Source organism: Stutzerimonas stutzeri, from assembly GCF_024448935.1.
Classification (GTDB): domain Bacteria; phylum Pseudomonadota; class Gammaproteobacteria; order Pseudomonadales; family Pseudomonadaceae; genus Stutzerimonas; species Stutzerimonas stutzeri_AO.
Genome location: NZ_JAMOIE010000071.1, coordinates 1 through 26,379, shown reverse-complemented (window position 1 = coordinate 26,379; position 26,379 = coordinate 1). Strand labels below are relative to the sequence as shown.

The following is a 26,379-nucleotide window of genomic DNA, read 5'->3' as shown; positions in this document are numbered from 1 at the left end:
CCGACAGCAGTTCGCGCGCGTTTTCTGCTGTCTTCATCCGTCTGCCGGGAGACATCAGCTTGAATGGGAATGCTCCGGCTGGCCCTCGGACGGGCGTGACTTGAGAAAAAATACTCCACGACCAGGATGACCGCCATGACGGCTGCTGCCACGACTAAAACCAAAGGATCCGAGGCGAGTTTCACCCAGACAAAACCGCCAATGACGATCACATCCATAACGATTGCAATGACCGGAATCGCGGGATGTGCCTCCACCTCCTTGCGCAGATGGCGCAGCACACCCCAATGGATCGCGATGTCCATGATCAGGTAGAAGATGATGCCCAGCGCCGCGATTCGGGACAGGTCGAAGAACGCCGTCAGCAGAAGGCCCAGCACGACCGTATAAACGAGGGTGTGCTTCTGGATGCTGCCCGGCATGTGGAAGTGTCTGTGGGGCACCAACTTCATCTCGGTCAGCATGGCCAGCATGCGTGACACCGCGAAAATGCTGGCGATGATGCCACCGGCGGTGGCGAGCATGGCCAGCACCACGGTAAACCAGACTGCATACTCGCCCAGTGCCGGGCGGGCGGCGGCGGCCAGTGAGTAGTTGCGCGTTGCGATGATCTCCTCCAGCGACAAGTTACTGGAGACCGCGAAACCGACCAGCGCGTAAATCACCACGCAGAGGCCGATAGAGATCATGATGGCCTTGCCCAGGTTCCGGCGCGGGTCTTTAAGTTCCGACCCGCTGTTGGTGATGGTGGTGAAACCTTTGAACGCGAGAATGCCGAGCGCCGTAGCACCGAGAAAACCGGTCAGAGACGCCCCGGGGGCTGGCGCGCCGAAATCCATTGTCACCGAGTCCGCCACCCACACCCCGACCACGCCGAACAGGACGATGCCGCCGATCTTGATGAAACCAAGCAACGAGGCCACCCCCTGTATCAAACCAGTTACGGACAGGTTGATCAGAAAGGCCGTCAGCAATAGCCCCACCCCAAGCGCGGGAACCAGCCAACTGCCGTCATCGACTTCAAACAGCTGCAGGGTGTAGGATCCGAAGGTCCGTGCCAGGAAGCTCTGGGCGATGACCATGGAGAAATACATCAACAGGGCATGGAAGGCAGTGGTCAGGGTTCCACCATATGCCTTCTCCAGATACATGGCGATGCCGCCAGCAGACGGATAGGCATTGGATAACTTGACGTAAGAGTACGAGCTCAACGAGACAATCAGCGCAGCAGAGAGAAACGCCAGAGGAAACAGCCTCCCGGTCATCTCCGCCATCTGTCCCGTCAATGCGAAAATGCCGGCGCCGATCATGACACCGGTGCCCAAGGCAATGGCGCCAATCAGCGAAAGGCTGTCCGCCTGGTATTTTGACGTTCTGTCTGGCGTAGCGCCCATGTGATTACTGTTTACCCGGACGAACGCCCAGATTGTAAATTCCGGCGACCAATACCCCCGCGAACCAGCACAGGATGAAGATGGTGGCCAGGCCCAGCGCAGCCCGGGAGACAGGGACGCTGGTTTTCAGAATCGGCCCCACGTCGAGACCGTGTAGCAGGCTGTTGAAAAATACCACTGCCTTGTCATGCGGCACGGTCGCCATCGTGAGCATGCAGCCGAGATAGAACACCACGCCGGTCGCGCCGAAGGCGAATCCCAGGTATTTCGGGTTTAGCTGCAGCAAGGGAAACGATGGCGTGCGGCCAATGCCGGCGGTGGATCGGTCGCGCTGATTAGGGTCGGTGCTCATGGTCATCCTCTCCTTCCTTTTCATCTTTGTGCATACCGAAGTGCATCAGGTGGCAGAGCATCATCGCGCCGAACGCTATAGCCAGCACCCAGCCACTGCCCAACCCCACGGCAGGCAGGAGAAAAATCAGCAGCAGCGCCAGGGCGCAGCCGACTACCATCATGAGAATGTGCTTCATTGTTCTCTACTCGGGTTTGATCGTGGCCGCGGAACAGTTCATCGCTTGCGTCTCATTCCAATGTGATCAGGCTTTTCAGCCAGGCGTATCGTCTCGCGTGGTGGCCATGGCGCGCCATTGCCCCCAGCGCGGGATGAACATCGGCACGCGCTTGCGGTAAGCGCGGTACTCGGCACCGCGTTCTGTCTCCACATCTCGTTCTTCGCTTCGCGCCAGCAGGTAATAGGCGACCACGATGACGGGAAACAGCACGACGGAGAAAATAGTCGGCCAATGGACGACGCCCTCACCGAAGAGTGCGATGAAGAGGCCCGTGTATTGCGGATGCCGCACCAAGCCGTAGAGACGATCCGTAACAAGCCGCTTTTCCTTTTGGGCACGGTGGAGTTCGCGCCACCCCTCCATGAAAATTCCGATCCCGACGAACAGCAGCGCGTAACCGAGGATCATCGCGATCATCATGCCCGTTTCGCCCAAATCCAGCAGCGTCGACCAGAGGCTGGCGTTGAGATTGGTTTGATCGAGCCCGAAGAACCGCACCAGCAGGTAGATGGTGAGCGGAAACCCGTACATCTCCGCATACAGGGCAATGATGAAGGCTTGCACCACGCCGGCACTCGCCCACTCCTTCCAGGTCTTGGGTGCAAGGTAGCGGTACAGAAACCAGGAGATTACGACGATCACAATCAGGGCGATGCCCCAGGCCCCAGTATGTGCAATGTGTTCTGTCATGACGAACTCCTACTTGTTGGCTTTTACATAAAGTGGGGGGCGTGGCCAGTCTTTAACTGGACTCCATTAAGGCCAGCAACGTATTTCGTCGTCTCGTAATCGGGAATAAGAGGGTAGTACTGCCCACCAATGCGTACACCTTGCCGTCGACTCGGCGCCACCCCGCAATCATGCCCGCGGACCGTGAGGGCATCGCGGGTAAGCCGCAAGTCAAGCGAATGCCCGAGATAGCGGATACGCATATCGAACCGCGCCATTTCCTTCGGAAAGTCCGGTTTGATCCACGGAACAGAATCGCAGTCCCGTGGGGAGAGCGCGCAAGACGAAGGCGGGGTACTCCCGGACGGGCTCATAGTTTGACCCGCTTCAGCAGTTGCGCGTTGATCGCCACCACCACCGTGCTCGCCGACATGAGTACCGCGCCCACGGCCGGTGTGAGCAGGATGTCCCATGGCGCAAGCACGCCGGCGGCCAGGGGAATCGCGAAGATGTTGTAGCCCGCCGCCCACCAGAGATTCTGCACCATCTTCCGGTACGTGGCCCGGCTCAGAGTAATGATCCGAGGAATGTCGCGGGGGTCGGACCTCACCAGCACGATATGCCCGGCCTCCACGGCGACGTCGGCCCCCGCGCCGATGGCGATCCCGATATCGGCCGTGGCCAGAGCCGGTGCATCGTTCACGCCATCGCCGATCATCGCGACTTTCTTCCCTTGCGCCTGCAGTTCGCGGACCTTGTTGGCCTTGTCATCGGGCAGCACTTCCGCGAACACGGTGTCGATTCCGAGCTCCTTCGCGACGGCATCGGCCACGGCCTGCGCGTCACCCGTCAGCATGGCGACCTGGATCCCGCTCTCATGCAGCGCGGCGATGGCTTCGCGGCTTTCCTCACGAATCGCGTCCGCCACCGCGTAAACGGCCAGGGCACGGCCTTCGCGAACGAGATAGATCGCCGCCTGACCGCGGCTGGCCGCGGCCTCGGCCGCCCCCTGTAGCGCCGGTGGCACCTCGACCTTCTCCGCCTTGAGGAGCGCCGGGCCGCCCATGTGGTATTCGGCGCCTCCGATCATGGCCGCCACGCCCTTGCCGGTGAGGGCGCGGAAACCTTCGGCGGCAGGAATCTCTATGCCTTTGTCCTCCGCGGTATTGACGATGCCACGAGCGATCGGGTGCTCGGACTCCGACTCGATGCCGGACGCGATGCGGAGCACTTCGTCCTCCGCCAGCCCTTCCGCAACGGACATGGCCACGACCCGGAACTCGCCGAGGGTCAACGTTCCAGTCTTGTCGAAAATCACCGTGTCGAGGTTGCGCGCCTCCTCGAGCCCACGCCGGTCCCGCACCAAAAGACCGTTGCGGGCCCCCAGCGTCGTGGAGATGGCCACTACCAAGGGCACGGCCAGCCCGAGCGCGTGGGGGCAGGCGATCACCAGCACCGTCACCATCCGCACCACGGAGAAGTCGATCGCTGCCCCCACCAACTGCCACACCCCCAGGGTGGTGGCGGCGGCGCCGATCGCCACGAACGTCAGCAGCCGGGCCGCGCGGTCCGCCAGGTGCTGCGCCTTGGATTTGGATTTCTGCGCATCGGCCACGAGCCGCATGATGCCGGAGAGCTTGGTCTTCTCCCCCGTCCCGGTGACCTCGACGCGCAGAGATCCTTCTCCGTTGATCGTGGCGGCGATCACCTCGTCACCTTCCCGCTTCTTCACCGGCCTGGATTCCCCGGTGATCATCGCCTCGTTGATGTCGCTCTCGCCCTTGCGTACCACGCCGTCCGCGGGAACGCTCTCGCCCGGACGCACCAGCAGGAGATCACCGTTCTTCAATGCGCTGACGGCGACCTTCTCCTCGCCCCCATCGGTGATCCGCGTCGCGGTGTCCGGAAGCAGCTTCGCCAGTTCTTTCAGTGCCCCTTGAGCCTGATTGATGGAGCGCATCTCGATCCAGTGGCCAAGGAGCATGACCGCGACCAGCGTGGCCAATTCCCACCACAGCGCATTCGCCTCGATCAGCCCGAGCTGAACGACCCAGGAGAACAGGAAGGCAACCGTGATGGCGAGCGAGATCAGCGTCATCATTCCCGGCAGTCTGGACCGCAACTCTCGCCACGCTCCCTGCAGGAAGACCAGACCGCCGTAGACGAAGACGACCGTGGCGAGCACGGGCCCGATCCAATCCGATCCGGGGAATTCCGGGGCCCGGTAGCCGAGAAGCTCCTGGATATGGGCCGACCAGAAGACCACCGGAACGGTGAGAGCCAGCGAGAGCCAGAACCGGTCCCGGAACATTGCGGGAGAGTGGCCCTCGTGCTTGTCGTGGTTGTCGTGGCCTGCACGGCTGGAGGCCGCTCCAGGCTTGTGGGGCTGCGCGCCCGCCGCCTCCTTATGGTCTTTGTGTTCGTCGGCTGGAGAAGCGGCCGGTACGGGTGCCGGAGTGGCGGCGGAAGCATCCGGTGTAGACGGCGGCGCCTCGACTTGTTGTTCGTGACCTGAAGGTGCGATGGGCGTGACGGAAGCGGCGTCCGGTGCCATGTGGCCTTCATGACCCGCGTCAGTCGAAGCGACGGCGGGCGCGGCGGAATCGTACCCGCGTTGGCGTACGGCTGACTTGATATCGGCTACCTCGAGTCGGGTTTCGTCGTAGCGCACGGTGGCGCTTCCCGCAGCGTAATTCACGGTAACGCTTTCGACACCCGGTACCTCGCTGATCCGCTTTTCCACTTCGTCCACGCTCAATACCGACAGCATGGCGTGCACTTCAATAACGCTCGTTTTCATCGTGTCTCCTGCGCCTTTGGTGGCATTCTCAATAGCCTTCGGAGGGCTGATCTTCGGCCTTGCACAGATGCTTGGGCAGGAGTTCGCCGCTGCAGTCGTAACCGCACTTGGCTGGGTCTTTGAAACGAGAGATAGCAACAAATCGCAGTCGTTGGGCGTTCATTTTCAAGCTATCGCAGGCGGCATTGGGCAATCCAAAACACTCGCAAAGGCGCGCAATAACTCTACCTCGACCGGTGTCGCTCTCCGATCGTGCCAGATGCTGGCGGCACAGGCCTTAAGCAATCTGGATTTCGCCAGGGGTTTCAATTGTTCCAATTTCCCCAAGGCCAGATCCAGATCCGAGACCTTGATTTGATCTTTCCCCAGTAATGCGAGCCCGCTCAGCCCCAGCACTTGTACCGCCGCGCCAAACGCTTGTTCCATATCGCTTTGAATCTGAGCGCCGGCATGCACCACTACAGAGAGCACGAGCTCAACCTCCGTCCTGACCTGCCCAGGATTGGAATAACGCGCCTTCGTGGGCGCCAATTCGAAGAATTGCGCGTCGAGATGGCTGAACAGGATTTTCTGCAACGACCATTCCAGCAGATCGACGCTGGAGTCCATCTCGACCAACTCGATCAGGTTTCCTCTGAATACCTTGTACTGATTGAGCGACAACTGCTTCAGCGCCGGCATGGCGATATCGATCACCGGCAAACGGTATTTGACGTCCAGCCGGCCCGTCTCTGGCATCAACTGGCGCGTCAACGCGTAAACACCCACATCGGCATGTTCCTGCAGCTGCTTCAATTGCCTGGCGCGAACCTCTTGCCCCTCGTCCAGCACCAGGGAATAGACGACTGCCCGAGCGCCGTGCGGCTCTCGCACGGCGTCCTTGATGGCTGCGGGCAATTCCGACAGCAGCGAGCGGGCGTAATCGATGGTTTCCTGCCTCGGATTGCCGATCTGATCCATTGCAGTCATGACGTGGGCGAGCGCCGTGCCGGCGGCGACCTCGCCGGCACCCGGACGGCGCGTCATGGTTTCCGAATTAGCGGCCTGCTGCCCGTCCCGATCCGCATCGGCGCGGTCGGAGGAATCGAACTTGCCGTCCCACTGAGGATCAATGCGCAGAATGCGCTCCGCCAGCGGCGGGTGCGTGGCTGACAAGCCTTGTATGAAGCCCGATACGCCCTGCGCGAAAAAGGCGTGACTGACTTCGGGCGCGGCAGGATTCGCGATTTTTGAGCCAGACTCGATCCCTCCGATCCTCTTCAGTGCGCCCGCAATCCCGTTCGGATTGCGCGTGAACTGGACCGCAGAGGCGTCCGCCAGGAATTCGCGCTGCCGACTCACCGCGGCTTTTATCAGACCGCCGAAAAACGTGCCGGCAAATCCGATGACGATCAGCCCGATCGCCAGCGCCAGCATTGCAGCCGCGCCTTGACCGCTGCTACGCCGGCCGCGCGAGAACGACGTCGAGTACAGCAGGTAGTAGCCGAGAATCCCGAGAATAAGGATGCCGTTCAGTACACCTATCAAACGAAGGTTGAGCCGCATATCGCCGTTGAAGATATGGCTGAACTCATGCGCGATGACGCCTTGCAGCTGGTCGCGGCTCAAATGATCGATCGCACCCCGGGTAATCCCAATGACGGCATCGCGCGGCGAGAATCCCGCTGCAAAGGCGTTGATGCCCCGTTCGTCGGCAAGCACATAGACCGGCGGCGCAGGCGTTCCCGAAGCGATGGCCATCTCCTGCACCACATTCAGCAGCTTGCGTTGATTAGGGTCCTGGGTATCCTGCGGAATCAGTTGCCCGCCCAACGCCTCCGCGACCACCTTGCCGCCTCCCGACAACGCCAGGATCTTGTAGAGGCTGCCCGCCAGCACCACGACTGCGACCCCGGCGCTAACGGCAGCGAAAGTCCGCCAATCCATTTGCCGGAAAAGTGTCCCGCCATCGCGCAACTGCTGATTATCGATAAAGCCGAACACGATCATGACCAGCAAGTTCGTCATGACGATCAAGGCGACCACGGCCAGAACGAACAGGGCCACAAGCAAAGCCGTGTGCTTGCGCACACGGTCTTGCGATTCGAAGAAGTTCATCGTTTCAACACCGAGGCGGAGCCGCCGCCATCAAAACGCGACTTTCGGCGCGGCCTGTATGGCCGCACTGTCTTCAAATTCGAGCAACGCCGCGTCCTTTGCGTGGCCAAACATCGCGGCAAAGAAAGCCGGAGGGAACGACTGCTTATAAGTGTTATAAGCCATGACCTGATCGTTGAAAGCCTGGCGCGCGAAGGAAACCTTGTTTTCAGTCGACGTCAGCTCCTCGCTCAACTGCATCATGTTCTGACTGGCTTTGAGATCCGGATAGGCCTCCATCACCATTCTCATATTCATCAAGGCGCCGGACAGCTTGCCCTCGGCGCCCATCAGTGCCGACATCGCCCCTGGGTCGCCCGGCGCCGCCGCCGCGCCGGACAACGTGCCGGAAGCCTCGTTACGCGCCGCGACCACCGATTCCAGCGTTTTCCGTTCGTGTTTGATGTAACCTTTGGCGGTTTCTACAAGGTTCGGAATCAGATCGTAACGGCGTTTTAGCTGTACCTCTATCTGCGCAAAGGCATTCGTATATCGATTCTTCAATGCGACCAATCTATTGAAAATCGCGATCACATAAAACGTCACCAGCGCAATGACAACCAGAACTGCTATGAGTATTAGTGTGGTATTCATGTATCTCGCCTTTATCGTAGTGTGCCTAAGTTTCGAGAGCTGCTTTTCCGGACCGCAGGTGCTCAGCACCGAGAGCAAACATTGGATCCCAATTCGATATTGAATTACCGCTGCCACAGAATATGAGCGGCCTCCAGTGGAATCGCCGCGCCGTCGTGGCGCGGCAGGATTCGCGCCGTGTAATCTGTAGCCGGGCGGGTAGCCGGGACGTGCGCGTGGTAGGTGTCTGCGCCCGAGGCTTGCCGCACGCGCTTCATCTCCTGCCGCACGGGCGCACTCTCTCCCACTCTCTCGGCGTAGAGTTCTACCCGCACCAGCGCCGGGTCGAGATCGGCAAAATATACCTGAACGTCGAATTCGTGCTGCGCGCCAGCGGTAGCAACCTTCATTTCGCCGAAGCGCAACGCGGTCCACTTTTGCTCCAGCTCTCGCCGCCAACTAACCAGCTGCGCACCGCTTCTACCCTTGCCGGCACTGCGCTCATGGTAGGCTGAAGCTGCCGGGAAGTAGTATTGCTCGGTGTATTCGCGTACCGCGCGGTTGGTGGAAAAGCGCGGTGTCAACCGTGCCATGCTTTCCCGCATCCGTGCCACCCAGGCGCTCGGGATACCCTGCTCGTCGCGGGTATAGAACTCGGGGATCACCTCGCGTTCGAGCAGGTCGTATAGGGCCTCGGCTTCGATCGCGTCCCAGACAGGATCACTGTCATGTTCCTGACCATCCCCCAGCGCCCACCCCACTTCCGGCGCGTAGGCTTCCGCCCACCAGCCGTCCAGTTCCGACAGATTGAGGCCGCCATTGACCAGCACCTTCATGCCGCTGGTGCCGCTCGCTTCCCAGGGCCGGCGCGGCGTGTTGAGCCAGACATCCACACCCTGCACCAGGTGCTCGCCCAAATGCATGTCATAGTCACTGAGGAAGATCACATGGGAGCGCACCTCAGGCCGCCGGATAAACTGCATCCATTGTTGAATCAGCGCCTGCCCGGCCTGATCCGCGGGATGGGCCTTGCCGGCCATGATAAGCTGCACCGGGCGTTGCGGATTTGTCAGCAGGCGCAGCAGGCGCTCCGGGTCGTGCAGCAGCAGATTCGGTCTTTTATAGGTTGCAAAACGGCGCGCAAAACCCAACGTCAAGGTATTGCAATCACACTGATGCTTCGCACTCTCCACCTCCTCGGGCGGCAAGCCGGTGGCGGCCAGTTGCCGGGACAAGCGCTCGCGCACATAGTCGAGCAGCGCCGTGCTGGCGGCAGTGCGGAATTGCCAGAGACTGGCGTCGGAGAGGGCGCGAATATGCTGTTCATGGGATTCCGTCATTCCCAGCCAGCGGTCCTTGCCACAGGCCTGCGTCCAAAGATTGTCCGCTGCCGCCGAGTCCCAGGTCGGCATATGCACGCCGTTGGTCACGTGTGCGACCGGCACCTCGTCCGCAGGCCAGCGCGGAAACAACGGCGCAAACAGGTGCCGGCTTACTTCTCCATGCAGACGGCTCACGCCATTCACCGCGCCGCTGCCGCGGATTGCTAGATAGGCCATATTGAAAGGCTCCGCCGCGTCGTTCGGATCCTGACGGCCCAGTGCCAGCAAATCGTGGAGGGTGATGCCAAGCTGGTTGCGGGCATAGCCGCCCAGGCAGTGTTCAATGAGGTTGGGCGCGAAGCGGTCGAAGCCGGCGGCTACCGCCGTGTGGGTCGTGAAGAGATTGCCCGCGCGCGTCACGGCCAGTGCGGCTTCGAAAGACTGCCCGGTGGCTTGCATGAAACCCCGCGCGCGCTCCAGCACGGCGAGCGCGGCATGACCTTCATTCAGGTGGCAGACTTCCGGCTTGATGCCGAGTGCGGCGAGCAGGCTCCAGCCACCGATCCCGAGGACCAACTCCTGCATCAGGCGCAGGTCCGGCGCGCCCCCGTAAAGCTCGCTGGTGATCCCCCGGTACGGCGGGTAGTTCGCCGTATCGTTGCTGTCCAGCAGGTAAAGCTTCACGCGGCCCACCTGAACCTGCCAGGCGCGCAGCCAGATCGGGTGTCCGGGCAGGTCGAGCTGTAGCCGCAACCACTCTCCATTGGGCTGGCGCAACGGCGTGATCGGCAACTGTCCAGGATCGTTGTAGGGGTAAATGGCCTGTTGCGCACCGTCCTGATCAATCAACTGGCGAAAATAGCCTTGCTGGTAGAGCAGCCCCACGCCGATCACCGGGATACCCAGATCGCTCGCGGCCTTGAGCTGATCGCCGGCCACATTGCCGAGTCCGCCCGAGTAAATGGGCAGCGCCTCGCTCAGCATGAATTCCATGCTGAAATAGGCGACACAGGTCAGCGGCGATTGCGGGTAGGTTTGCTGAAACCACGCCGGCGCCTGTGCGGCGTCGCGCCTGGCCTGCACCAGATCGTCAACGTTTTTGCGGAAAGCGGTATCGGTCAAAACCCCCTGGAGTTTCTCCCGCGAGACTGTCTGCAGGACGACCCATGGATTTTGGGTCAGCTCCCAAAGAGCGGGATCCAGCTGCCGCCACACCTGATCGGTGGCGTGATTCCACGACGAACGCATATCCAGGGCCAGCTCGGCCAGGGAATCGAATCCCTCGACATCCGTGTGCAGCAGGCCGTATAGCGGCCGGCTGGCATGGATTTCATTGCTCATGGGTTCTCCTTCATTTTTTCAACCAGGGCCAGCGCCCGCTGGCACACGTTCTCCACGCCGAATCCGTATTCGCGCAGCATGATCGGCCCCGGTGCCGAAGCGCCGAAGCCATCCACGCCCAGCACGTCTCCACAGCCACCCACGTAGCGATGCCACCCTTGGCTCACCCCGGCCTCGACCGCGAGCCGCGCTGTGATGGAGGGCGGCAACACCGAGTCGCGATACACTTGCGATTGGGCCTCGAACAGTTCCCAACTCGCCATGGAGACGAGGCGCACTGCGACGCCTTCTCCCTGCAGACGTTCCGCCGCGGCCACAATCAGCCCGACCTCGGAGCCGCTGGCGATCAGGATCAGCTCGGGCTTGCCGTCCGCCGCATCGGACAACACGTACGCCCCGCGGCGCAGGCCGTCCGCCGGCGCATGGCGGCGGCGATCGAGCGTGGGCAGGTCCTGCCGGCTCAGCACCAGCACCACCGGATGATCGCAGGTCTCCAGCGCGACCCGCCACGCGACCGCGGTTTCGTTGGCGTCGCCGGGGCGGATCACGGTCAGGTTCGGAATCGCACGCAGCGCGGCCAGTTGCTCCACCGGCTGATGGGTAGGACCGTCTTCGCCGAGCGCGATGCTGTCGTGGGTGAACACGTGCACGACGTGCAAGCCCATCAACGCCGCCAGCCGGAGCGGCGGACGCATGTAGTCGGAGAAGATCAGGAAGGTCGCGCCATACGGAATACAGCCACCGTGCGCGGCCATACCATTGACGATCGCGCCCATCGCATGCTCACGCACGCCGAAGTGCAGGTTGCGTCCGGCGTAACTCCAGCCACCACCATCGGAGCCCTGGGTATCGTCGTTCACACCCGCCGGCGGATTGAAATCGCCCAGGTCTTTCAGCGTGGTCTTGGTCGACGGATCCAGATCCGCCGAGCCGCCGGTCAACATCGGCAGCCGCGGCGCGATTGCATTCATCACCTGGCCCGAAGCAACGCGCGTGGCGATACCCCTGGCGTCGGCGGGAAAGACCGGAATGTCCGCGTCCCAGTCCGGCGGCAGCTCGCCGCGCAGGCTTAGCCTCAGTTCCTCGGCCAACTCGGGGAAGGCCAGCGCGTAGGCCATCATGCGCTCGTTCCACGCGGCCTCGTCGTGCGCGCCGCGTTCGAGCGCCGCGCGAAAATGCGTCAGCGCCGGGTCGGGAATCAGAAACGGCGGCTCGGTCGGCCAGCCGAGGTTCTGCTTGGTCAGGCGCACCTCGTTGACACCAAGCGGCGAGCCGTGCGCCTCGAAGCTGTCGTGCTTGTTGGGGGAGCCGTAGCCGATGTGGGTGCGCACCAGGATCAGCGAGGGCCGCGCCGTCTCCGTGCGCGCGGCCCGCAGCGCGGCGTCGATCGCGGCGAGGTCGTTGCCGTCCGCGACCGGCAGCGTATGCCAACCATAGGCCTCAAAGCGGCGCGCGCGATCCTCCGAGAACGCGATGTCGGTGCCGGCCGCCAGCGTCACGCGGTTGTCGTCGTACAGGCAGATCAGCTTGCCGAGCTTGAGATGGCCGGCCAGCGAGGCCGCCTCCGCCGCGACCCCCTCCATCAGGTCGCCGTCGCTGACCAGCGCATAGGTGGCATGGTCGATCACCTCGAATCCGGGACGGTTGTAGCGCGCCGCCAGCTGCGCTTCGGCGATCGCCATACCCACCGCATTGGCGAGGCCCTGCCCGAGCGGCCCCGTGGTGGTCTCCACGCCCGGCGTATGCCCGCGCTCGGGATGTCCCGGCGCCTTGCTGCCCCACCGGCGGAACTGCTTGATGTCGTCCAGCGAGAGCGCGTAGCCCGTCAGGTGCAGCAAGCTATAGAGCAACATCGAACCGTGTCCGGCCGAGAGTACGAAACGGTCGCGATCGAACCAGTCCGGATTGCGCGGATTATGCTTGAGCAGGCGTGTCCACAGCACATAGGCCATCGCGGCCGCACCGAGCGGCATGCCCGGATGCCCGCTGTTTGCCTGTTGCACGGCGTCCACCGACAGGAAGCGGACGGTGTTGACGCAAAGCTGATCGAGTAGGTCTGACATGATCACTCCCAGGCGTGTGCAACGCCCATCAATGGTCCACCAGCGCGCGGTCAACGACGGCCTGTGCCTCGCGCAGGATGTCGCGCAAATGGTCTTCGCCACGGAAACTCTCCGCGTAGATTTTGTAAATGTCTTCCGTACCGGACGGCCGTGCAGCGAACCAGCCGCTGGCGGTGACCACCTTGATGCCGCCGATCGGCGCGTCGTTGCCCGGCGCGCGATCGAGCACGCGCTCGATCCTCTCGCCGCCCAGTTGCGTGATCTGCAGCTGCCGTGGCGAGAGTTTGGACAGCCGCTCTTTTTGCGCCGGTGTGGCGGGTGCCTCGACCCGATCGTAGGCTGGCTCGCCAAACTTGCGCGTCAGCTCGCGGTAGATCTCACCGGGATCGCGGCCCATGCGCGCCGTGATTTCGGCGGCAAGCAAGGCCGGGGCGATGCCGTCTTTATCCGTGGTCCAGACGCTGCCGTCACGACGCAGAAAGGACGCACCCGCACTCTCTTCGCCGCCGAAGCCAAGCGAGCCGTCGAGCAGGCCATCGACGAACCACTTGAAGCCAACCGGCACCTCATGGAGCTTCCGGCCGAGTTTCGCCGCGATGCGATCGATCATCTGGCTGCTGACTACCGTCTTGCCCACCGCCGCATCCTGGCTCCACTCCGGTCGATGCTGGAACAGGTAGTGGATGGCGACAGAAAGATAGTGATTGGGCGGAAGCAAGCCCGTGCTCCGGGTAACGATGCCGTGCCGGTCGTGATCGGTGTCGCAGGCGAAGGCGATGTCGAAGCGGTCCTTCAGGCCGATCAAATTCTGCATGGCATAGGACGAAGACGGGTCCATGCGGATCTGGCCGTCCCAATCAACCGTCATGAACCGGAAAGTCGGGTCGACGACTTCGTTCACCACCGTGAGATTCAAGCCATAGCGCTCGGCAATCGCGGCCCAGTAGTGGACCCCGGCGCCGCCGAGCGGATCCACGCCCATGCCAATGTGGGCGCCGCGAATCGCCTCCATGTCGATCACCTTGTCGAGATCGCTCACGTAAACGTTGAGGTAGTCGTGCCGGTGCGTGGTGGCGGCGCGCAGCGCCTTATCGTAAGGCATTCTTTTGACGCCCTGGAGGCCGCTTTCCAGAAACGCATTGGCCCTGGCTTCGATCCATCCCGTGACATCCTTATCCGCCGGCCCGCCATTGGGCGGGTTGTACTTGAAGCCGCCGTTGTCGGGCGGGTTGTGCGAGGGCGTGACGACAATGCCATCCGCAAAGCCTGCGGTGCGCCCACGGTTGTAGGTAAGTATTGCGTGAGAAACCGCAGGAGTTGGTGTGTATTCGTCGTGCTCCGCGAGCATGACATCCACGCCATTGGCCGCCAGCACTTCGAGCACGCTGGCACAAGCCGGCACCGACAGCGCGTGCGTGTCCGTGCCGAGGAACAGCGGGCCATCGACGCCATGCTGTGTGCGGTATTGGCAAATAGCCTGAGCGATGGCAAGCACGTGCCATTCGTTGAAGCTACGAGAAAAAGCCGAACCACGATGCCCGGAGGTGCCGAAGCTGATGCTTTGCTCAACAACCGCCGCATCGGGCACGTCGGAATAGTAGGCCGTCACCAATTTGGCAACATTTACCAATATCGACGCGGGTGCAGGATTCCCTGCCAAAGGGCTTATCTTCATTCGCTCTCCATCACAGCCGTATATTTTCCCTGCACCGCCGCGCTATTTAAACGCGCGCGCTTCAACAGGGTTTGCTGCGCGATCGACTTGTTCGCGGCCTCGCCGTGCCAAGCCCGGAGCACGGATGCCTGCAACGCGCGCCCGTACGAAAAGCTCAAGCGCCACGGCTGCTTCTCAGCAGTGGCGTTCAAGGCCTGGAGGTTGGCGGTGGCCGTTGCCTCGCTCTGACCACCGGAGAGGAAGTTGATCCCGGGCACCGCTGCTGGCACCGTGCGCCGCAGGCAGATAAGCGTTGCTTGCGCCACCTGTTGCGGCGTGGCGGGCTCCGGGCATGTGCGGCCAGGCTCGACCATATTGGGTTTCAGAATCATGTACTCCAGTGCAACACGTTGCAGGTGCAGCGCGTGAAAGACCGCATGCAAGACTTCCTCCGTGACGCGTGCGGACGTCGCCAGCGTGTGATCGCCGTCCATTAATACCTCGGGCTCGACGATAGGCACCAACGCTTGTTCCTGGCAAATGGCCGCGTAGCACGCCAAAGCATGGGCATTGGCTGCAATCGCCTGCGGCGTCGGGATGCCTGCGCCGATGTGAATCACCGCGCGCCATTTGGCGAAACGTGCGCCCAGCTGTTTGTATTCGCCCAGCCGCTGCGCCAGACCGTCCAAACCCTGCGTCACCGTCTCTCCGGGAAAACCGGGCAGCGACATCGTGCCCTTATCCACCTTGATGCCGGGCACAATGCCCTGCGCTTTCAGTAACTCCGGAAAAGGCACGCCCGCTGCACTTTTCTGTTTGAGGGTCTCCTCGAACAGGATGACGCCGCTGATAAAACCGCCGAGTCTGGGTGTGGAAAATAACAGCTCGCGGTAATCGCGCCGGGTTTCCTCCGTGCTCGCGACATTCACCGCCTTGAGCCGCTTTTCAATGGTGCCCGCGCTCTCGTCGGCTGCCAGAATTCCTTTACCCGGCGCCGTTAGCTCGGCTATGGTCTTTTCCAACTCTTGTGTGGCTATCGACATAAAACCTCCATCCGTTATTACCCGTCCGATAGATTGAACCACGGCGCTATGCGTGTCGCGCGTCGTTGAGCAGGCGGATGACCGGCTCATCCAGATCATGGTCGTAACCCAGAACGCTCAGGGATGCTGTCTCAAGATACAAGCGGCGCGCTTCCAGAGCAGGCAGTGCAATCCAGCGCGCCATGAGGATGCGTAACAGGTGGCCGTGCGCGAAGACCAGCACATCACTCTCCAGTGCACGAATCCGATCAATGACACGATCCGCGCGCGTTGCCACCTCCATCAGCGTTTCCCCGCCCGGGCAACCGTCCTCGAACAGACGCCAGCCGGGACGTTCGGCCCGGATGGCTGACGTGCGCCGGCCTTCGTAATCGCCGTAGTCCCATTCCATCAGATCGGGATCGGGCTCCATGCGTTCATCGAATCCTGCCAGCTCGCCAGTCCGCCGCGCCCGTTGCAGCGGGCTGGTGAGCACTTTGGTAAAGGTCAAGCCACGCAGCCGTGCGCCCAGATCCCGCGCGTCGCGCTCGCCCCGTTCGGTCAGCGGAATGTCGGTCCGACCGGTGTGTTGTCCGCTGAGCGTCCAGGCGGTCTCGCCATGCCGGACGAGATAGACTTTGGGAAGTACGCCGCTCATTTGCGTGCGGGGCCTTTCATCTACGTTGCTCATTTGGCACCTGCAATGCTTGCGCGTAGCGGATTGCGGTTGATGGGGTAGCCACTTTCACGGCCGTCCATTTTTGAGCCCGCGGTAGCGCCGGATGAGCGCGTTGGTCGAGCTGTCATGCTCGAGCTGCGGTTCGCCCGTGCTTTCAAGTTCGGGGATCGTCCGCTGCGCCAGCACCTTGCCCAACTCGACGCCCCATTGATCGAATGAATCGATATTCCAGATGGTCCCTTGAGTGAAGACGCTGTGTTCGTACAGCGCGACCAGAGCCCCCAGTGTCTCCGGCGTCAGGCGCTCGATGAGCAGGGTATTGCTCGGACGATTGCCTTCGAAGGCGCGGTGCGGCGCGAGCCACTCGGGCGTCCCCTCGTCCTTGATCTCATCTTCCGTCTTGCCGAACGCCAGCGCTTCGGTCTGCGCAAACAGATTCGACATCAGTAGATCATGCTGATTAGCTATTGGATTCAACGCCTGGCAAAAGCCGATGAAGTCGCACGGGACGATTTTCGTTCCCTGATGGATGAGTTGATAGAAGGAGTGCTGGCCGTTGGTGCCGGGCTCGCCCCAGTAGATGGGCCCGGTCTGCCAGGCGACGCGCGTGCCGTCGAGCGTCACGTGCTTGCCGTTGCTCTCCATCGTCAGTTGCTGCAGGTATGCGGGGAAGCGTTTGAGATACTGCTCATAAGGCAACACCGCAACCGTCTGCGCATCGAGGAAGTTGCTGTTCCATACCGCCAGCATCCCCATGAGTACCGGCAGGTTCTGCTCGAACGGAGCGCTGCGGAAGTGCCGGTCCATCGCGTGAAAGCCGGCGAGCAGCGCGCGGAAGTTCTCGGGTCCGATGGCAATCATGGTCGACAGGCCGATCGCCGAGTCCATCGAGTAGCGCCCGCCGACCCAGTCCCAGAAGCCGAACATGTTCGCAGTATCGATGCCGAACGCGGCCACTCCGTCGGCGTTGGTCGATACGGCGACGAAGTGCCTGCGCACGGCACGTTCGTCACCGAGTTTGCGCAAGCTCCAGGCGCGGGCGGGGTGCGCATTAGTCAGGGTCTCGAGCGTCGTGAACGTCTTCGAACAGATGATGAACAGCGTTTCTTCGGGGTCGAGATCGCGCGTGGTTTCCTCGAAGTCGGTGCCGTCCACATTCGAGACGAAGCGGAATGTCATGTCGCGCTGACTGTAATAACGCAGCGCCTCGTACGCCATCACCGGGCCGAGGTCGGAGCCGCCGATGCCGATGTTGATGATGTTGCGGATGCGCTTGCCGGTGTACCCCCGCCACGCCCCGCTGCGGACCTGGCGCGAGAATGCGGCCATCCGATTAAGAACCGCATGCACCCCGGGCACAATGTCGATACCATCGACGACAATGCGCTCGGTCTCGGGCGCGCGCAGGGCCGTATGCAGCACGGCGCGCTTTTCCGTCACGTTGATCCGCTCGCCGCGGAACATCGCGGTTATGCGCTCACGCAGATCGCACTCCTCGGCCAGTCCCACGAGCAGTCGTATCGTCTCGTCAGTGATGCGGTTCTTTGAGTAGTCGAGGTAAATACCGGCGGCTTCGGCGGTCAGGCGCTCGCCCCGGCGAGGATCGTCGGCGAAGAGTTGCCGCAGATGCAGGCCGCGGACCGCTTGGTAATGCTCGGCAAGCGCTTTCCACGCCGCGCGCTCCGTTACGCCTTGCGCCGGCGCGGTCGAACGGGTGGTCGGCGTCGGGCGGCTCATGTGTAATCGGCCTTCGTCAGCACGTCGCTTTTTGAGGCGACGCGGGACATCAGATCATTCCATGACTTGGCGAAGGCGGCGGTGCCTTCGCGCTGGAGGTCGGCGGCAAGCGCTTCATCGTCGATGCCCGCGCGGGTAAATCCCGCGAGCACCACTTCGGCATTGCCGCCGTCGAACCGCATGGCGTTCTTCACCTTCCCATGATCGGCGAAGGCGAGCAGTGTCTTTTCCGGCATGGTGTTGATGGTGTCCGGCGCCGCCAAGGCTTCGACGTAAAGAACGTCCGGGGCGGCGGGATCCTTGGTCCCGGTGCTGGCCCACAGCAGGCGCTGCGGCCGGGCGCCGTAACTGGCCAGCTTGCGCCAACGCTGTGAGGTCAGCAGATCTCGGTAGGCCTGGTAGGTGCGCATGGCGATGGCAATACCGAGACGGTTGCGCAGCGCTTCCGGAACCTTGTCCTTGGCAGCCACATCCCAGCGGCTGACGAAAATCGATGCCACGGAAGCCACCCTGGCATCACGGCCGGCCGCGATGCGCCGTTCGATGCCGCGCATATACGCCTCGGCGGCGGCGATATAGTGCTCGCGCGAGAACAGCAACGTCACATTCACCGGCACGCCGGCGAAGATCGACTCCTCGATCGCCGGAATCCCTGCGGCGGTACCCGGGATCTTGATGAACAGATTGGGGCGTTGCGCGCGCGCATGCAGCCGCGCCGCCGCCTTGATGGTGCCGGCGGTGTCGTCCGCCAGCAAGGGCGACACCTCCAGCGACACCCAACCGTCTACGCCACCGGTGGCATCGTGGATCGGACGGAACAGATCCGCCGCCTGGGTCAGGTCCTCCAGCGCCAGTTCGAAGAACAACGCCTCGCCCGACTCGCCCGCGAGCGCCTTTCGGCGGATGGCATCATCGTAGAAATCAGCATCGTCGATAGCGTGCTCAAAGATCGTGGGATTGGAGGTCAGCCCGGTCACGGAAAGTTCGTTGATATAGCGGCCCAGTGTGCCGCTCGTCAGCAGCCCGCGCGTAATATTGTCGAGCCAGAGGCTTTGACCGAGATCGTGAAGCTGCCGTGCCGCGTTCATGTCGCCTCCTGTTCCCGATCGCGGCCCCTGGCAGGCCCGACCAACATGGATAAATTGAAATGGCGCAGATCGCCGATACGCTCGATCGGCAGGTCTGCGGGCGGATAGGTCGAGAGGTTATGCCGGTCGGGTTGGACGGCCGCTTCTGACGCGGACCTAGTGGCGTGATTTTTCGGCTTCACGTTTCACCTCGTCCGCCCAGTAGCCGGGACGCCGATAGTGTTCATGGATGCCCATTTCCTGCTTTCGATCCAGCTGCGCCGCTGAGTCATACGGCGGCGCGTCTTTCACTGCTTGGCGGGTCAGATTGACCGAGACCGTGGCGTCGGACCAGCTCACGTCCTGGATCCATTGCGGCGCGATGAGCACCTGGTGACCGAGCCACCAGTTGCTGGTGTCCACGATGATGTATCGAATGGCCAAGGTCTCCTCATCGACGAGCAGGTCCTGTACGTGACCGATGTCGCCATCGGTCGCCTGAATGTGATACCCCTTAACCGCTTTGCAACTGCGCAGATGATGATCGTCATCCTGATGCCGAGCTGCTTCAGCCTGTTCATACGCCTCCGCGGCTTCCGGACCTTCGGCATAAGGCGTCGAAGCCAAGCCGCCGTAGCCAGTCAACATCATGCCCGGGTATGCACCCCCGCCCCAGAGCCCGGCACCGCCCCAATAGTAGGGATAGTTGTAATACCCCAGGTAGCGTATTTCGTGCTGACGCGAGACCGGCTTGTCGGTGTCAATGTCGGGGCTGTTTTTCACCTGCTCTTTCGTGATTGAGACGGGCAGTACCTTTTCCGTCCAGTTCGGGTGGCCGATCGCGATCGGCGAGATCAGCACTTTTCGACTCGAAAGCCAGCTGCCGGTGTCGACAACGAGATAGCGGATGACCCACGCTCCATCATCGAAATAAAAATCTTTCACGTGACCAATGGTGCCATCGGTCGCGCGGATGGCGTAGTCCTCCAGATCATTCATCGTGCGTAGCATGTCCTTCTCCTTCAAACCTGAGATTTTCAAACAGGGTTCGATACAGCTTTGCCATCAGGCTCAGGTTCGGCTTTCCCTTCGAATCGAGCTGCGCTCCCAGCTTCGATTCGGGAGCCTTGGGCTGGTCTATAAGCTTCTGCGCCCTCATTTGAGGTTGCCCCACTTCCAGTTGCGGATTTCCGGCAGGTCCTGGCCGTGCTTGTTGATGTATTGCCTGTGCTCGATCAGCTTGTCCTTGAGCTGTTGCTTCAGGTAGATGCCTTTGTCGCCGGTCTGGGGCAGGCGATCGATGACATCCATCACCAGGTGGAAGCGATCCAGGTCGTTGAGCACCGTCATGTCGAATGGCGTGGTGATGGTGCCCTCTTCCTTGTAGCCGCGGACGTGGAGGTTGTCGTGGTTGGTGCGGCGGTAGGTCAGGCGGTGAATCAGCCACGGGTAGCCATGGAAGGCGAAGACGAGTGGCTTGTCTTGGGTGAAGATCTCGTCGAAATCCACGTCGCTCAGACCGTGCGGGTGCTCGCTCGGCGGCTGCAATTTCATGAGGTCGATGACGTTGACCACCCGGACTTTCAGCTCGGGCAGATGCTCGCGCAGGATGGAGACAGCGGCCAGCGTCTCCAGCGTCGGCACGTCTCCGCAGCAGGCCATGACCACGTCGGGCGCCGAGCCCTGGTCGTTGCTGGCCCACTGCCAGATGCCGATACCCTGGATGCAATGCTTGACGGCGGCGTCCATCGTCAACCACTGCGGCGCCGGGTGCTTGCCCGCGATCACGACGTTGACGTAATGGCGGCTGCGCAGGCAGTGATCCATCACCGAGAGCAGGCAGTTGGCATCAGGCGGCAGATACACCCGCACGACATCGGCCTTCTTGTTGACGACGTGATCGATGAAACCGGGGTCCTGGTGGGTGAAGCCGTTGTGATCCTGACGCCAGACATGCGAGGCCAGCAGGTAGTTCAGCGAGGCGATCTTGTGCCGCCACGGCAGGTCCGCTGTGACCTTCAGCCACTTGGCGTGCTGGTTGAACATCGAATCGATGATGTGGATAAACGCCTCGTAGCAGTTGAAGAGCCCATGGCGCCCGGTGAGCAGATAGCCCTCGAGCCAGCCCTCGCACTGGTGCTCGCTGAGCATCTCCATCACCCGCCCGGTGGGCGCGAGCCATTCGTCGTTCGGCACGGTCGCGGCGTCCCACTGGCGTTGGGTCACTTCAAACAGGGCTTCCAGACCGTTGGAGAGCGTCTCGTCCGGACCGAAGACCCGGAAGTTGCGCTGCGCCTCGTTCAGTTTCATCACATCGCGCAGGAAAGGCCCGAGCACATGGGTGTCGCCGATGCCGGGCGCCCCCGGCGCGGGCACCTCGGCCGCGTAGTCGCGGAAATCCGGCATGCGCAGGTCGCGCAGCAACATGCCGCCGTTGGCGTGGGGATTCGCCCCCATGCGGCGCTCGCCCTGAGGCGCCAGTTCGGCCAGTTCTGGTTGCAGGCGGCCCTGCTCGTCGAAGAGTTCCTCCGGCCGGTAGCTCTTGAGCCACTCCTCCAGCAGCTTGAGGTGTTCGGGATGCGCTCTCGGATGGAGCGGTACCTGGTGCGAACGGAAGGTGCCTTCGACCTGCAGGCCATCGACGATCGTGGGACCGGTCCAGCCCTTGGGTGACGCAAGGACGATCATCGGCCAGCGCGGCCGCGTGGCGTCGTTGTTGTTGCGCGCATTGCGTTGGATGTGCCGAATTTCCTCGATGACCTTTCCCAGGGTACCGGCCATGCGTTGATGCATCGCTTCCGGCTCGTGACCTTCGACGAAGTGCGGCGTCCAGCCGCAGCCGCGCAGATACTGCTCCAGCTCCTCACGCTCTACGCGGGCCAGCACGCACGGGTTGGCGATCTTGTAACCGTTGAGGTGCAGGATCGGCAGCACGGCGCCGTCGGTCATGGGGTCGAGAAATTTATTGGACTGCCAGGCCGTGGCCAGCGGCGCGGTTTCCGCCTCGCCATCGCCGACGACGCAGGCGACGATCAGATCGGGGTTGTCGAACACCGCCCCGAATGCATGGCTGAGCGAATAGCCCAGCTCGCCACCCTCGTGGATCGAGCCCGGACACTCCGGCGAGGCGTGGCTGGGAATGCCGCCGGGAAACGAAAACTGGAGAAAGAGTTTCTGCAGCCCGACCTCATCCTGGCTGATGTTGGGATAGATCTCACTGTACGTGCCCTCGAGATAGGTGTTGGCCACGACGACCGGGCCGCCGTGCCCGGGGCCGGAAACGTAGATCATGTCGAGGTCGTATTTCTTGATGACCCGGTTCAAATGCACGTAAATAAAATTTTGCCCGGGCGTCGTGCCCCAGTGCCCGAGCAGCATGTGCTTCACATCCGCCAGCGTCAGCGGCCGTTTCAGCAGCGGGTTGTCGTACAGATAAATCTGGCCGACCGACAGATAGTTGGCGGCCCGCCAGTAGGCATCCATGTTGCGCAGTTCGTCCGCCGCCAGCGGGCCCGGCTCGATGTGGGTTTCGGGCTGTGCGTTCTGAAGTCTTTCATCCATCGTCTTGTCCTCCATGGTCATATGGAAAGGTGACTGTCCTGGGTCCGCGCCGCACTCAGGAAACCCAAGATGTCCCGCGCAATAAGCGCCTCCTCGTCGACCGGGATCACATAGGCCGCCAGGTGGGAAGTGGCAGTGGTGATCCGCGCCTCGTGACCCAGAGCCGACTCATTGGCCTGCGTATCCAGTTGCAGTCCGCACCAGTCCATCCCGGCGCAGATCCGGGCGCAAATGTCGGGTGCGTGCTCACCGATGCCACCGCCGAAGACGATGGCATCGGCGCCGCCGAGCACGGCCAGATAGGCGCCGATGTACTTGCGAGCGCGCTGGCAAAACGCCTCGACGGCGAGGTGCGCCCCGGCATGGCCCTGTACTTCCAGTGCCAGCAGTTCCTGCATGTCGGCGCTGGCACCGGACAAACCAAGCAGGCCGGCGTGGTGATTCAGACCATCATTCAACGCACCGGCGGTTACACTACCGTGTTCGAGCAAATACATGATGCCCACATCGACATTACCCGGGCAGGTGGCCATGACCAGACCTTCCAGCGGCGTGAAACCCATACTGGTCTCAATCGCTTGCCCATTCCGTATGGCGGCGACCGAACACCCGTGTCCCAGTTGTAACGTGATCACCCGTCTCGAGGTGTCGTTTGCAGCGTGGATGGTAGAAAAGCGCTCGGCCATGTAGCGGTGCGCCAGGCCGTGGAAGCCGTAGCGACGGATTGCTTGCCGTTCGGCCCATTCGGCAGGCAGGGCGTAACGCTGCACGTGCTCAGGCAACCCATGAAAATACGCGGTATCGAATACGCCGACCATGGGCGTATCCGGCAACCGGGTGCGGCAGGCATGTATCACCGCCAGCACCGGCGGGTTGTGCAGCGGAGCCAGCGGACTCAGGTCCTCGAGCGCTCTCAGGGTATCGCCGGTCAGCAGGGTTGGCGCGAAAAAACGTTCGCCATCGTGGACAATGCGGTGACCGATCGCAGCAACGGCTTCCAGCAGCGGCTGTCCCGCATCGATGATCTGTTCCAACAACTCAAGTACGCGTCGAGCGGCGGCGCCGTGATCGTTTGCGGAAATAGAAGTGCGTTCCCGTTGGCCCTGGTAGACCCACTCGCAGATCGTTTCATCACCCAGGTCGCGCACGGCGCCCCGCAACGTGCTGGCAGGCGCGCCCGCACCCGCCGCAAACAGTTGAAACTTCACGGAGGAACTGCCGCTGTTGAACACCAGGATGTGATCGTCACTGTTCACATGCAAGCCGCCTCGATTGGTTCAGCGCATGAACCGCTACACGATCAAGACACTTTGATAACGGCCATGTCGACGCTGTAATGGCTTGTGCGCCGCAGATGATCGCGCAAGGCCTCCGGCTCGCCGTGCACCAGCTTGATGGCAGTGTCTTCCGTCAGCCGCGAGCGTTCCTGCCAATGCTGCATCTCCACATAGTCCGCATGCCCCGACAGACCATGGATCACCTCGATGCGCGCCTTGACGGGAATCCACTCGCCGTGAATCTTCACGCTGTCCGCCCCGGACAGCATCTTCGCACTGCGGGTGCCGCCGGCCTGAAAACCGGTGAACAGCACCGTGGTGCGATGATCCTTCAACGGCCGCTTGAAGTGATGCAGGATCCGCGCGCCGGTGGCCATGCCGCTGCCGGCGATGATGATGTACGGGAAACGATACCCGGCCAGCGCCTTCGACTCCTCCACGCTGCGCGTAGTAGATGGCCAGCTCGCACATGCGATGGCACTGGTCGTGACTCAAGCGGTGTTGCGACGAATACTGGCAGTAAATGTCCGCCACGCTGATGGCCATCGGGCTGTCCAGGTACACCGGCAGATCGGGAATGCGGCTCGCGCGCTTCAGCGTTGCCAACGGGTGCTGCAGGGCCTGCGCGCTTCCCACGGCAAAACTCGGAATCAACAATGCGCCGCCGTTTTGAGCCGTCTCGTTGACGATGGTGGCGAGCCGGTCCATCTCCGCATGGCGGCGATTGCCGTAGGTGGATTCCAGCAGCAGCAATTCCAGTTCAGGCAACGGCTCGGGCGGCTTCATCAGCACATCGTCCGGCCGACCCACGTCACCGGAGAACCCGACCCGTTTGCCTTCGGCCTCGGCGATCAGGCTACCCGCACCCAAGATGTGCCCCGCAGCCTGCACGTGCAGCCGGATATTCCCGATCGAAAAGGCTTCATCAAATCCCACCGGTTCAAACAACTCCAGACAGTGTTCCGCGGTGGGGCGGTCGTACAGCGGCTCGGGCGTGGCATGCTTGCCCAGTTTGTGGCGCGCATAGATCCTGGCGTCTTCTTCCCGGATGTGGCCGCTGTCCGGCAACAAGATACCGCACAGGGCTTTCGTGGCGGCATGGGGAAACACCGGTTTGAGGTAGCCATGCTGATACAGCACCGGGATATAACCGGAGTGGTCTAGGTGCGCATGGGTCAGCACGACCGCGTCAAGTTTGCCGATATCCAGCGGCAGGGGTTGCCAGTTGCGTTCGCGCAGCCATTTGTAACCCTGAAACAGGCCGCAATCCACCAGAATGCGCGTGGCACCGCTTTCAGCAGGTATTTGGAACCGGTCACCGTTTCGGTGCCGCCGAGAAAGGTGATTCTCGTGCCGACTCTCCTGATCCCGCGCCACCTGCATGAAGCGCTGATTGATAACTTTGCAGCATCTGCACATTAACCCGCCCGCTCGAGCGCTCGGGTCCTACGGGTTGCGTCGGCTCATGCGGCCGCGGACGGCATCCAGCGACTCGATCCCGCGGGTGGCGAGCAGCGCCACCAGACCATCGAGCAGGGTGCGCATGTGCCCGGCACCGTGGCGCAGCAACGACGCGGTCGTCATCACCGTGTCCGCGCCGGCCAACAGATACTTGAACACGTCATCCGCCGATTCGACCCCGGTGCTGGCGGCCAGCGATGCCCGAAGGCGCCCGTGGAGCACGGCGATCCACAGCAGCGGCAGCCGCATCTCGGCCGGCGTGCTGAGCTCGAGTTCTGGCGACGGGCGCAGCGTCGCGATGTCGATATCGGGCGAGTAGATGCGGTTGAACAACACCAGCGCATCCGCGCCACCCTCGGTGAGCGCCAGTGCCATGGCCCCGAACGCGCTGAAGTAGGGGCCGATCTTGACCGCAACGGGGACGGCGACCGTCGCCTTTACGGCCGTCAGAATGTCGAGATAACGCTGCTCGACCTCGCGCCCCGTCATGGTCAGGTCCGTTGGGATGAGATAGAAATTGAGTTCGATGGCATCGGCGCCGGCGTCCTGCAGGTCGCGCGCGTACCCGGTCCAGCCGGACTGCGAAACACCGTTCAGGCTGGCGATCACCGGGATGTCGAGCGCCGCCTTGGCGCGACGCACGAGGTCGAGATAGCGCCCCGGCCCGAAACCCTCGCCGGCATACGTTGGGAAGAAGGAGAGCGCCTCGGCGAACCCTTCCGCTGTCGTCTCGGTGTGGCGTTCGAACGCCTCGCGCTCGGCGATGATCTGCTCCTCGAAGATCGACGGCAGCACCACGGCGCCGGCACCGGCATCCTCAAGGCGGCGCAGCTGGCCGACATCGGCGTTCAGCGGCGAGGCCGAAGCGATCAGCGGATTGCGCAGGCGCAGTCCCATGTAGTCCGTCGTCAGGTCCATAGGTCGTTCTCCGGTTTCTCGTCGCCGCTGCTCATGACCGCGGGATGGAAGCTCTCGCCGCCGCGGCTTGCGAGTTCCTCGTACTGCCGGTACTTCTCGGTCACTACCTGCTGCGCGGCCGCGAGCAGTGTTG

21 protein-coding genes and 1 pseudogene are annotated in these 26,379 nt (G+C 62.3%); 1 reads left to right on the top strand and 21 read right to left on the bottom strand.

Translation table 11 applies throughout. From position 1 onward, the window contains the following. The 20 genes and pseudogenes from NA637_RS18015 to NA637_RS25550 all read right to left on the bottom strand — a co-directional run. Nucleotides 1-1,394 (bottom strand): APC family permease (locus NA637_RS18015; RefSeq protein WP_256073680.1); only part of this gene is annotated, 1,394 nt, incomplete at its 3' end. A 4-nt stretch (nt 1,395-1,398) separates the two neighbouring features. Next, the gene (locus NA637_RS18010) at nt 1,399-1,746 is read right to left on the bottom strand and encodes a DUF5676 family membrane protein (protein ID WP_256073679.1); all 348 of its coding nucleotides are present in this window, start codon (nt 1,744-1,746) and stop codon (nt 1,399-1,401) included. Beyond that, nucleotides 1,730-1,924, bottom strand: coding sequence for a hypothetical protein (locus NA637_RS18005; RefSeq protein WP_256073678.1), 195 nt, complete (start codon nt 1,922-1,924; stop codon nt 1,730-1,732). The genes NA637_RS18010 and NA637_RS18005 overlap by 17 nt, the downstream gene beginning before the upstream one ends. 75 nt (nt 1,925-1,999) lie before the next feature. Next, nucleotides 2,000-2,656, bottom strand: coding sequence for a methyltransferase family protein (locus NA637_RS18000; protein ID WP_256073677.1), 657 nt, complete (start codon nt 2,654-2,656; stop codon nt 2,000-2,002). 23 nt (nt 2,657-2,679) lie between these two features. Then, the gene (locus NA637_RS25715) at nt 2,680-3,009 is read right to left on the bottom strand and encodes a glycosyl hydrolase family 65 protein (protein WP_423836746.1); all 330 of its coding nucleotides are present in this window, start codon (nt 3,007-3,009) and stop codon (nt 2,680-2,682) included. After that, a complete protein-coding gene (locus NA637_RS17995) occupies nt 3,006-5,435 on the bottom strand; it encodes a heavy metal translocating P-type ATPase (RefSeq protein WP_256073676.1) in 2,430 nt (809 codons plus the stop codon). The genes NA637_RS25715 and NA637_RS17995 overlap by 4 nt, the downstream gene beginning before the upstream one ends. Nucleotides 5,436-5,600: 165 nt before the next feature. Continuing rightward, nucleotides 5,601-7,532 carry a M48 family metallopeptidase gene (locus NA637_RS17990; RefSeq protein ID WP_256073675.1) on the bottom strand — a complete coding sequence of 644 codons (1,932 nt, stop codon included), beginning with the start codon at nt 7,530-7,532 and terminating at the stop codon, nt 5,601-5,603. 30 nt (nt 7,533-7,562) lie between these two features. Continuing rightward, a complete protein-coding gene (locus tag NA637_RS17985) occupies nt 7,563-8,165 on the bottom strand; it encodes a LemA family protein (RefSeq protein WP_256073674.1) in 603 nt (200 codons plus the stop codon). 104 nt (nt 8,166-8,269) lie between these two features. Further along, nucleotides 8,270-10,807 (bottom strand): alpha-glucan family phosphorylase, encoded by a 2,538-nt coding sequence (gene glgP, locus NA637_RS17980; RefSeq protein ID WP_256073673.1) that lies wholly within the window; start codon nt 10,805-10,807, stop codon nt 8,270-8,272. After that, nucleotides 10,804-12,870: a transketolase gene (gene tkt / locus NA637_RS17975; RefSeq protein WP_256073672.1), complete on the bottom strand. Its 2,067-nt coding sequence runs from the start codon at nt 12,868-12,870 to the stop codon at nt 10,804-10,806. The genes glgP and tkt overlap by 4 nt, the downstream gene beginning before the upstream one ends. A 28-nt stretch (nt 12,871-12,898) precedes the next feature. After that, the gene (pgm, locus tag NA637_RS17970) at nt 12,899-14,545 is read right to left on the bottom strand and encodes a phosphoglucomutase (alpha-D-glucose-1,6-bisphosphate-dependent) (protein WP_256073671.1); all 1,647 of its coding nucleotides are present in this window, start codon (nt 14,543-14,545) and stop codon (nt 12,899-12,901) included. Continuing rightward, a complete protein-coding gene (locus tag NA637_RS17965) occupies nt 14,542-15,567 on the bottom strand; it encodes a class I fructose-bisphosphate aldolase (RefSeq protein WP_256073670.1) in 1,026 nt (341 codons plus the stop codon). Before NA637_RS17965 ends, pgm begins: the two co-directional genes overlap by 4 nt. A gap of 46 nt (nt 15,568-15,613) precedes the next feature. Continuing rightward, a complete protein-coding gene (locus tag NA637_RS17960) occupies nt 15,614-16,237 on the bottom strand; it encodes a histidine phosphatase family protein (protein ID WP_256073668.1) in 624 nt (207 codons plus the stop codon). Nucleotides 16,238-16,291: 54 nt separating this feature from the next. After that, nucleotides 16,292-17,962: a glucose-6-phosphate isomerase gene (pgi, locus tag NA637_RS17955; RefSeq protein WP_256073666.1), complete on the bottom strand. Its 1,671-nt coding sequence runs from the start codon at nt 17,960-17,962 to the stop codon at nt 16,292-16,294. After that, nucleotides 17,959-19,050, bottom strand: a complete 1,092-nt coding sequence (tal, locus tag NA637_RS17950; RefSeq protein WP_256073664.1) for a transaldolase — start codon at nt 19,048-19,050, stop codon at nt 17,959-17,961. The genes pgi and tal overlap by 4 nt, the downstream gene beginning before the upstream one ends. Before the next feature lie 156 nt (nt 19,051-19,206). After that, the gene (locus tag NA637_RS17945) at nt 19,207-20,040 is read right to left on the bottom strand and encodes a PRC-barrel domain-containing protein (RefSeq protein ID WP_256073663.1); all 834 of its coding nucleotides are present in this window, start codon (nt 20,038-20,040) and stop codon (nt 19,207-19,209) included. 144 nt (nt 20,041-20,184) lie between these two features. Next, nucleotides 20,185-22,590: a phosphoketolase family protein gene (locus NA637_RS17940; RefSeq protein ID WP_256073662.1), complete on the bottom strand. Its 2,406-nt coding sequence runs from the start codon at nt 22,588-22,590 to the stop codon at nt 20,185-20,187. Between the two features lie 17 nt (nt 22,591-22,607). Continuing rightward, complete coding sequence (locus NA637_RS17935) at nt 22,608-23,846, bottom strand: acetate/propionate family kinase (protein WP_256073661.1); 1,239 nt, start codon at nt 23,844-23,846, stop codon at nt 22,608-22,610. Between the two features lie 44 nt (nt 23,847-23,890). After that, a complete protein-coding gene (locus NA637_RS17930; RefSeq protein ID WP_256073660.1) occupies nt 23,891-24,307 on the bottom strand; it encodes an MBL fold metallo-hydrolase RNA specificity domain-containing protein in 417 nt (138 codons plus the stop codon). A 76-nt stretch (nt 24,308-24,383) separates the two neighbouring features. Further along, nucleotides 24,384-25,139: pseudogene (locus NA637_RS25550) on the bottom strand (MBL fold metallo-hydrolase); the annotation flags it as partial. Here NA637_RS25550 and NA637_RS17920 point away from each other — a divergent pair. After that, complete coding sequence (locus NA637_RS17920; RefSeq protein WP_256073659.1) at nt 25,032-25,289, top strand: hypothetical protein; 258 nt, start codon at nt 25,032-25,034, stop codon at nt 25,287-25,289. The pseudogene NA637_RS25550 and the gene NA637_RS17920 overlap by 108 nt on opposite strands. A gap of 24 nt (nt 25,290-25,313) precedes the next feature. Here NA637_RS17920 and NA637_RS17915 read toward each other — a convergent pair whose 3' ends face one another. Beyond that, a complete protein-coding gene (locus NA637_RS17915) occupies nt 25,314-26,246 on the bottom strand; it encodes a dihydroorotate dehydrogenase-like protein (RefSeq protein WP_256073658.1) in 933 nt (310 codons plus the stop codon). Nucleotides 26,247-26,379: the final 133 nt, after the last annotated feature.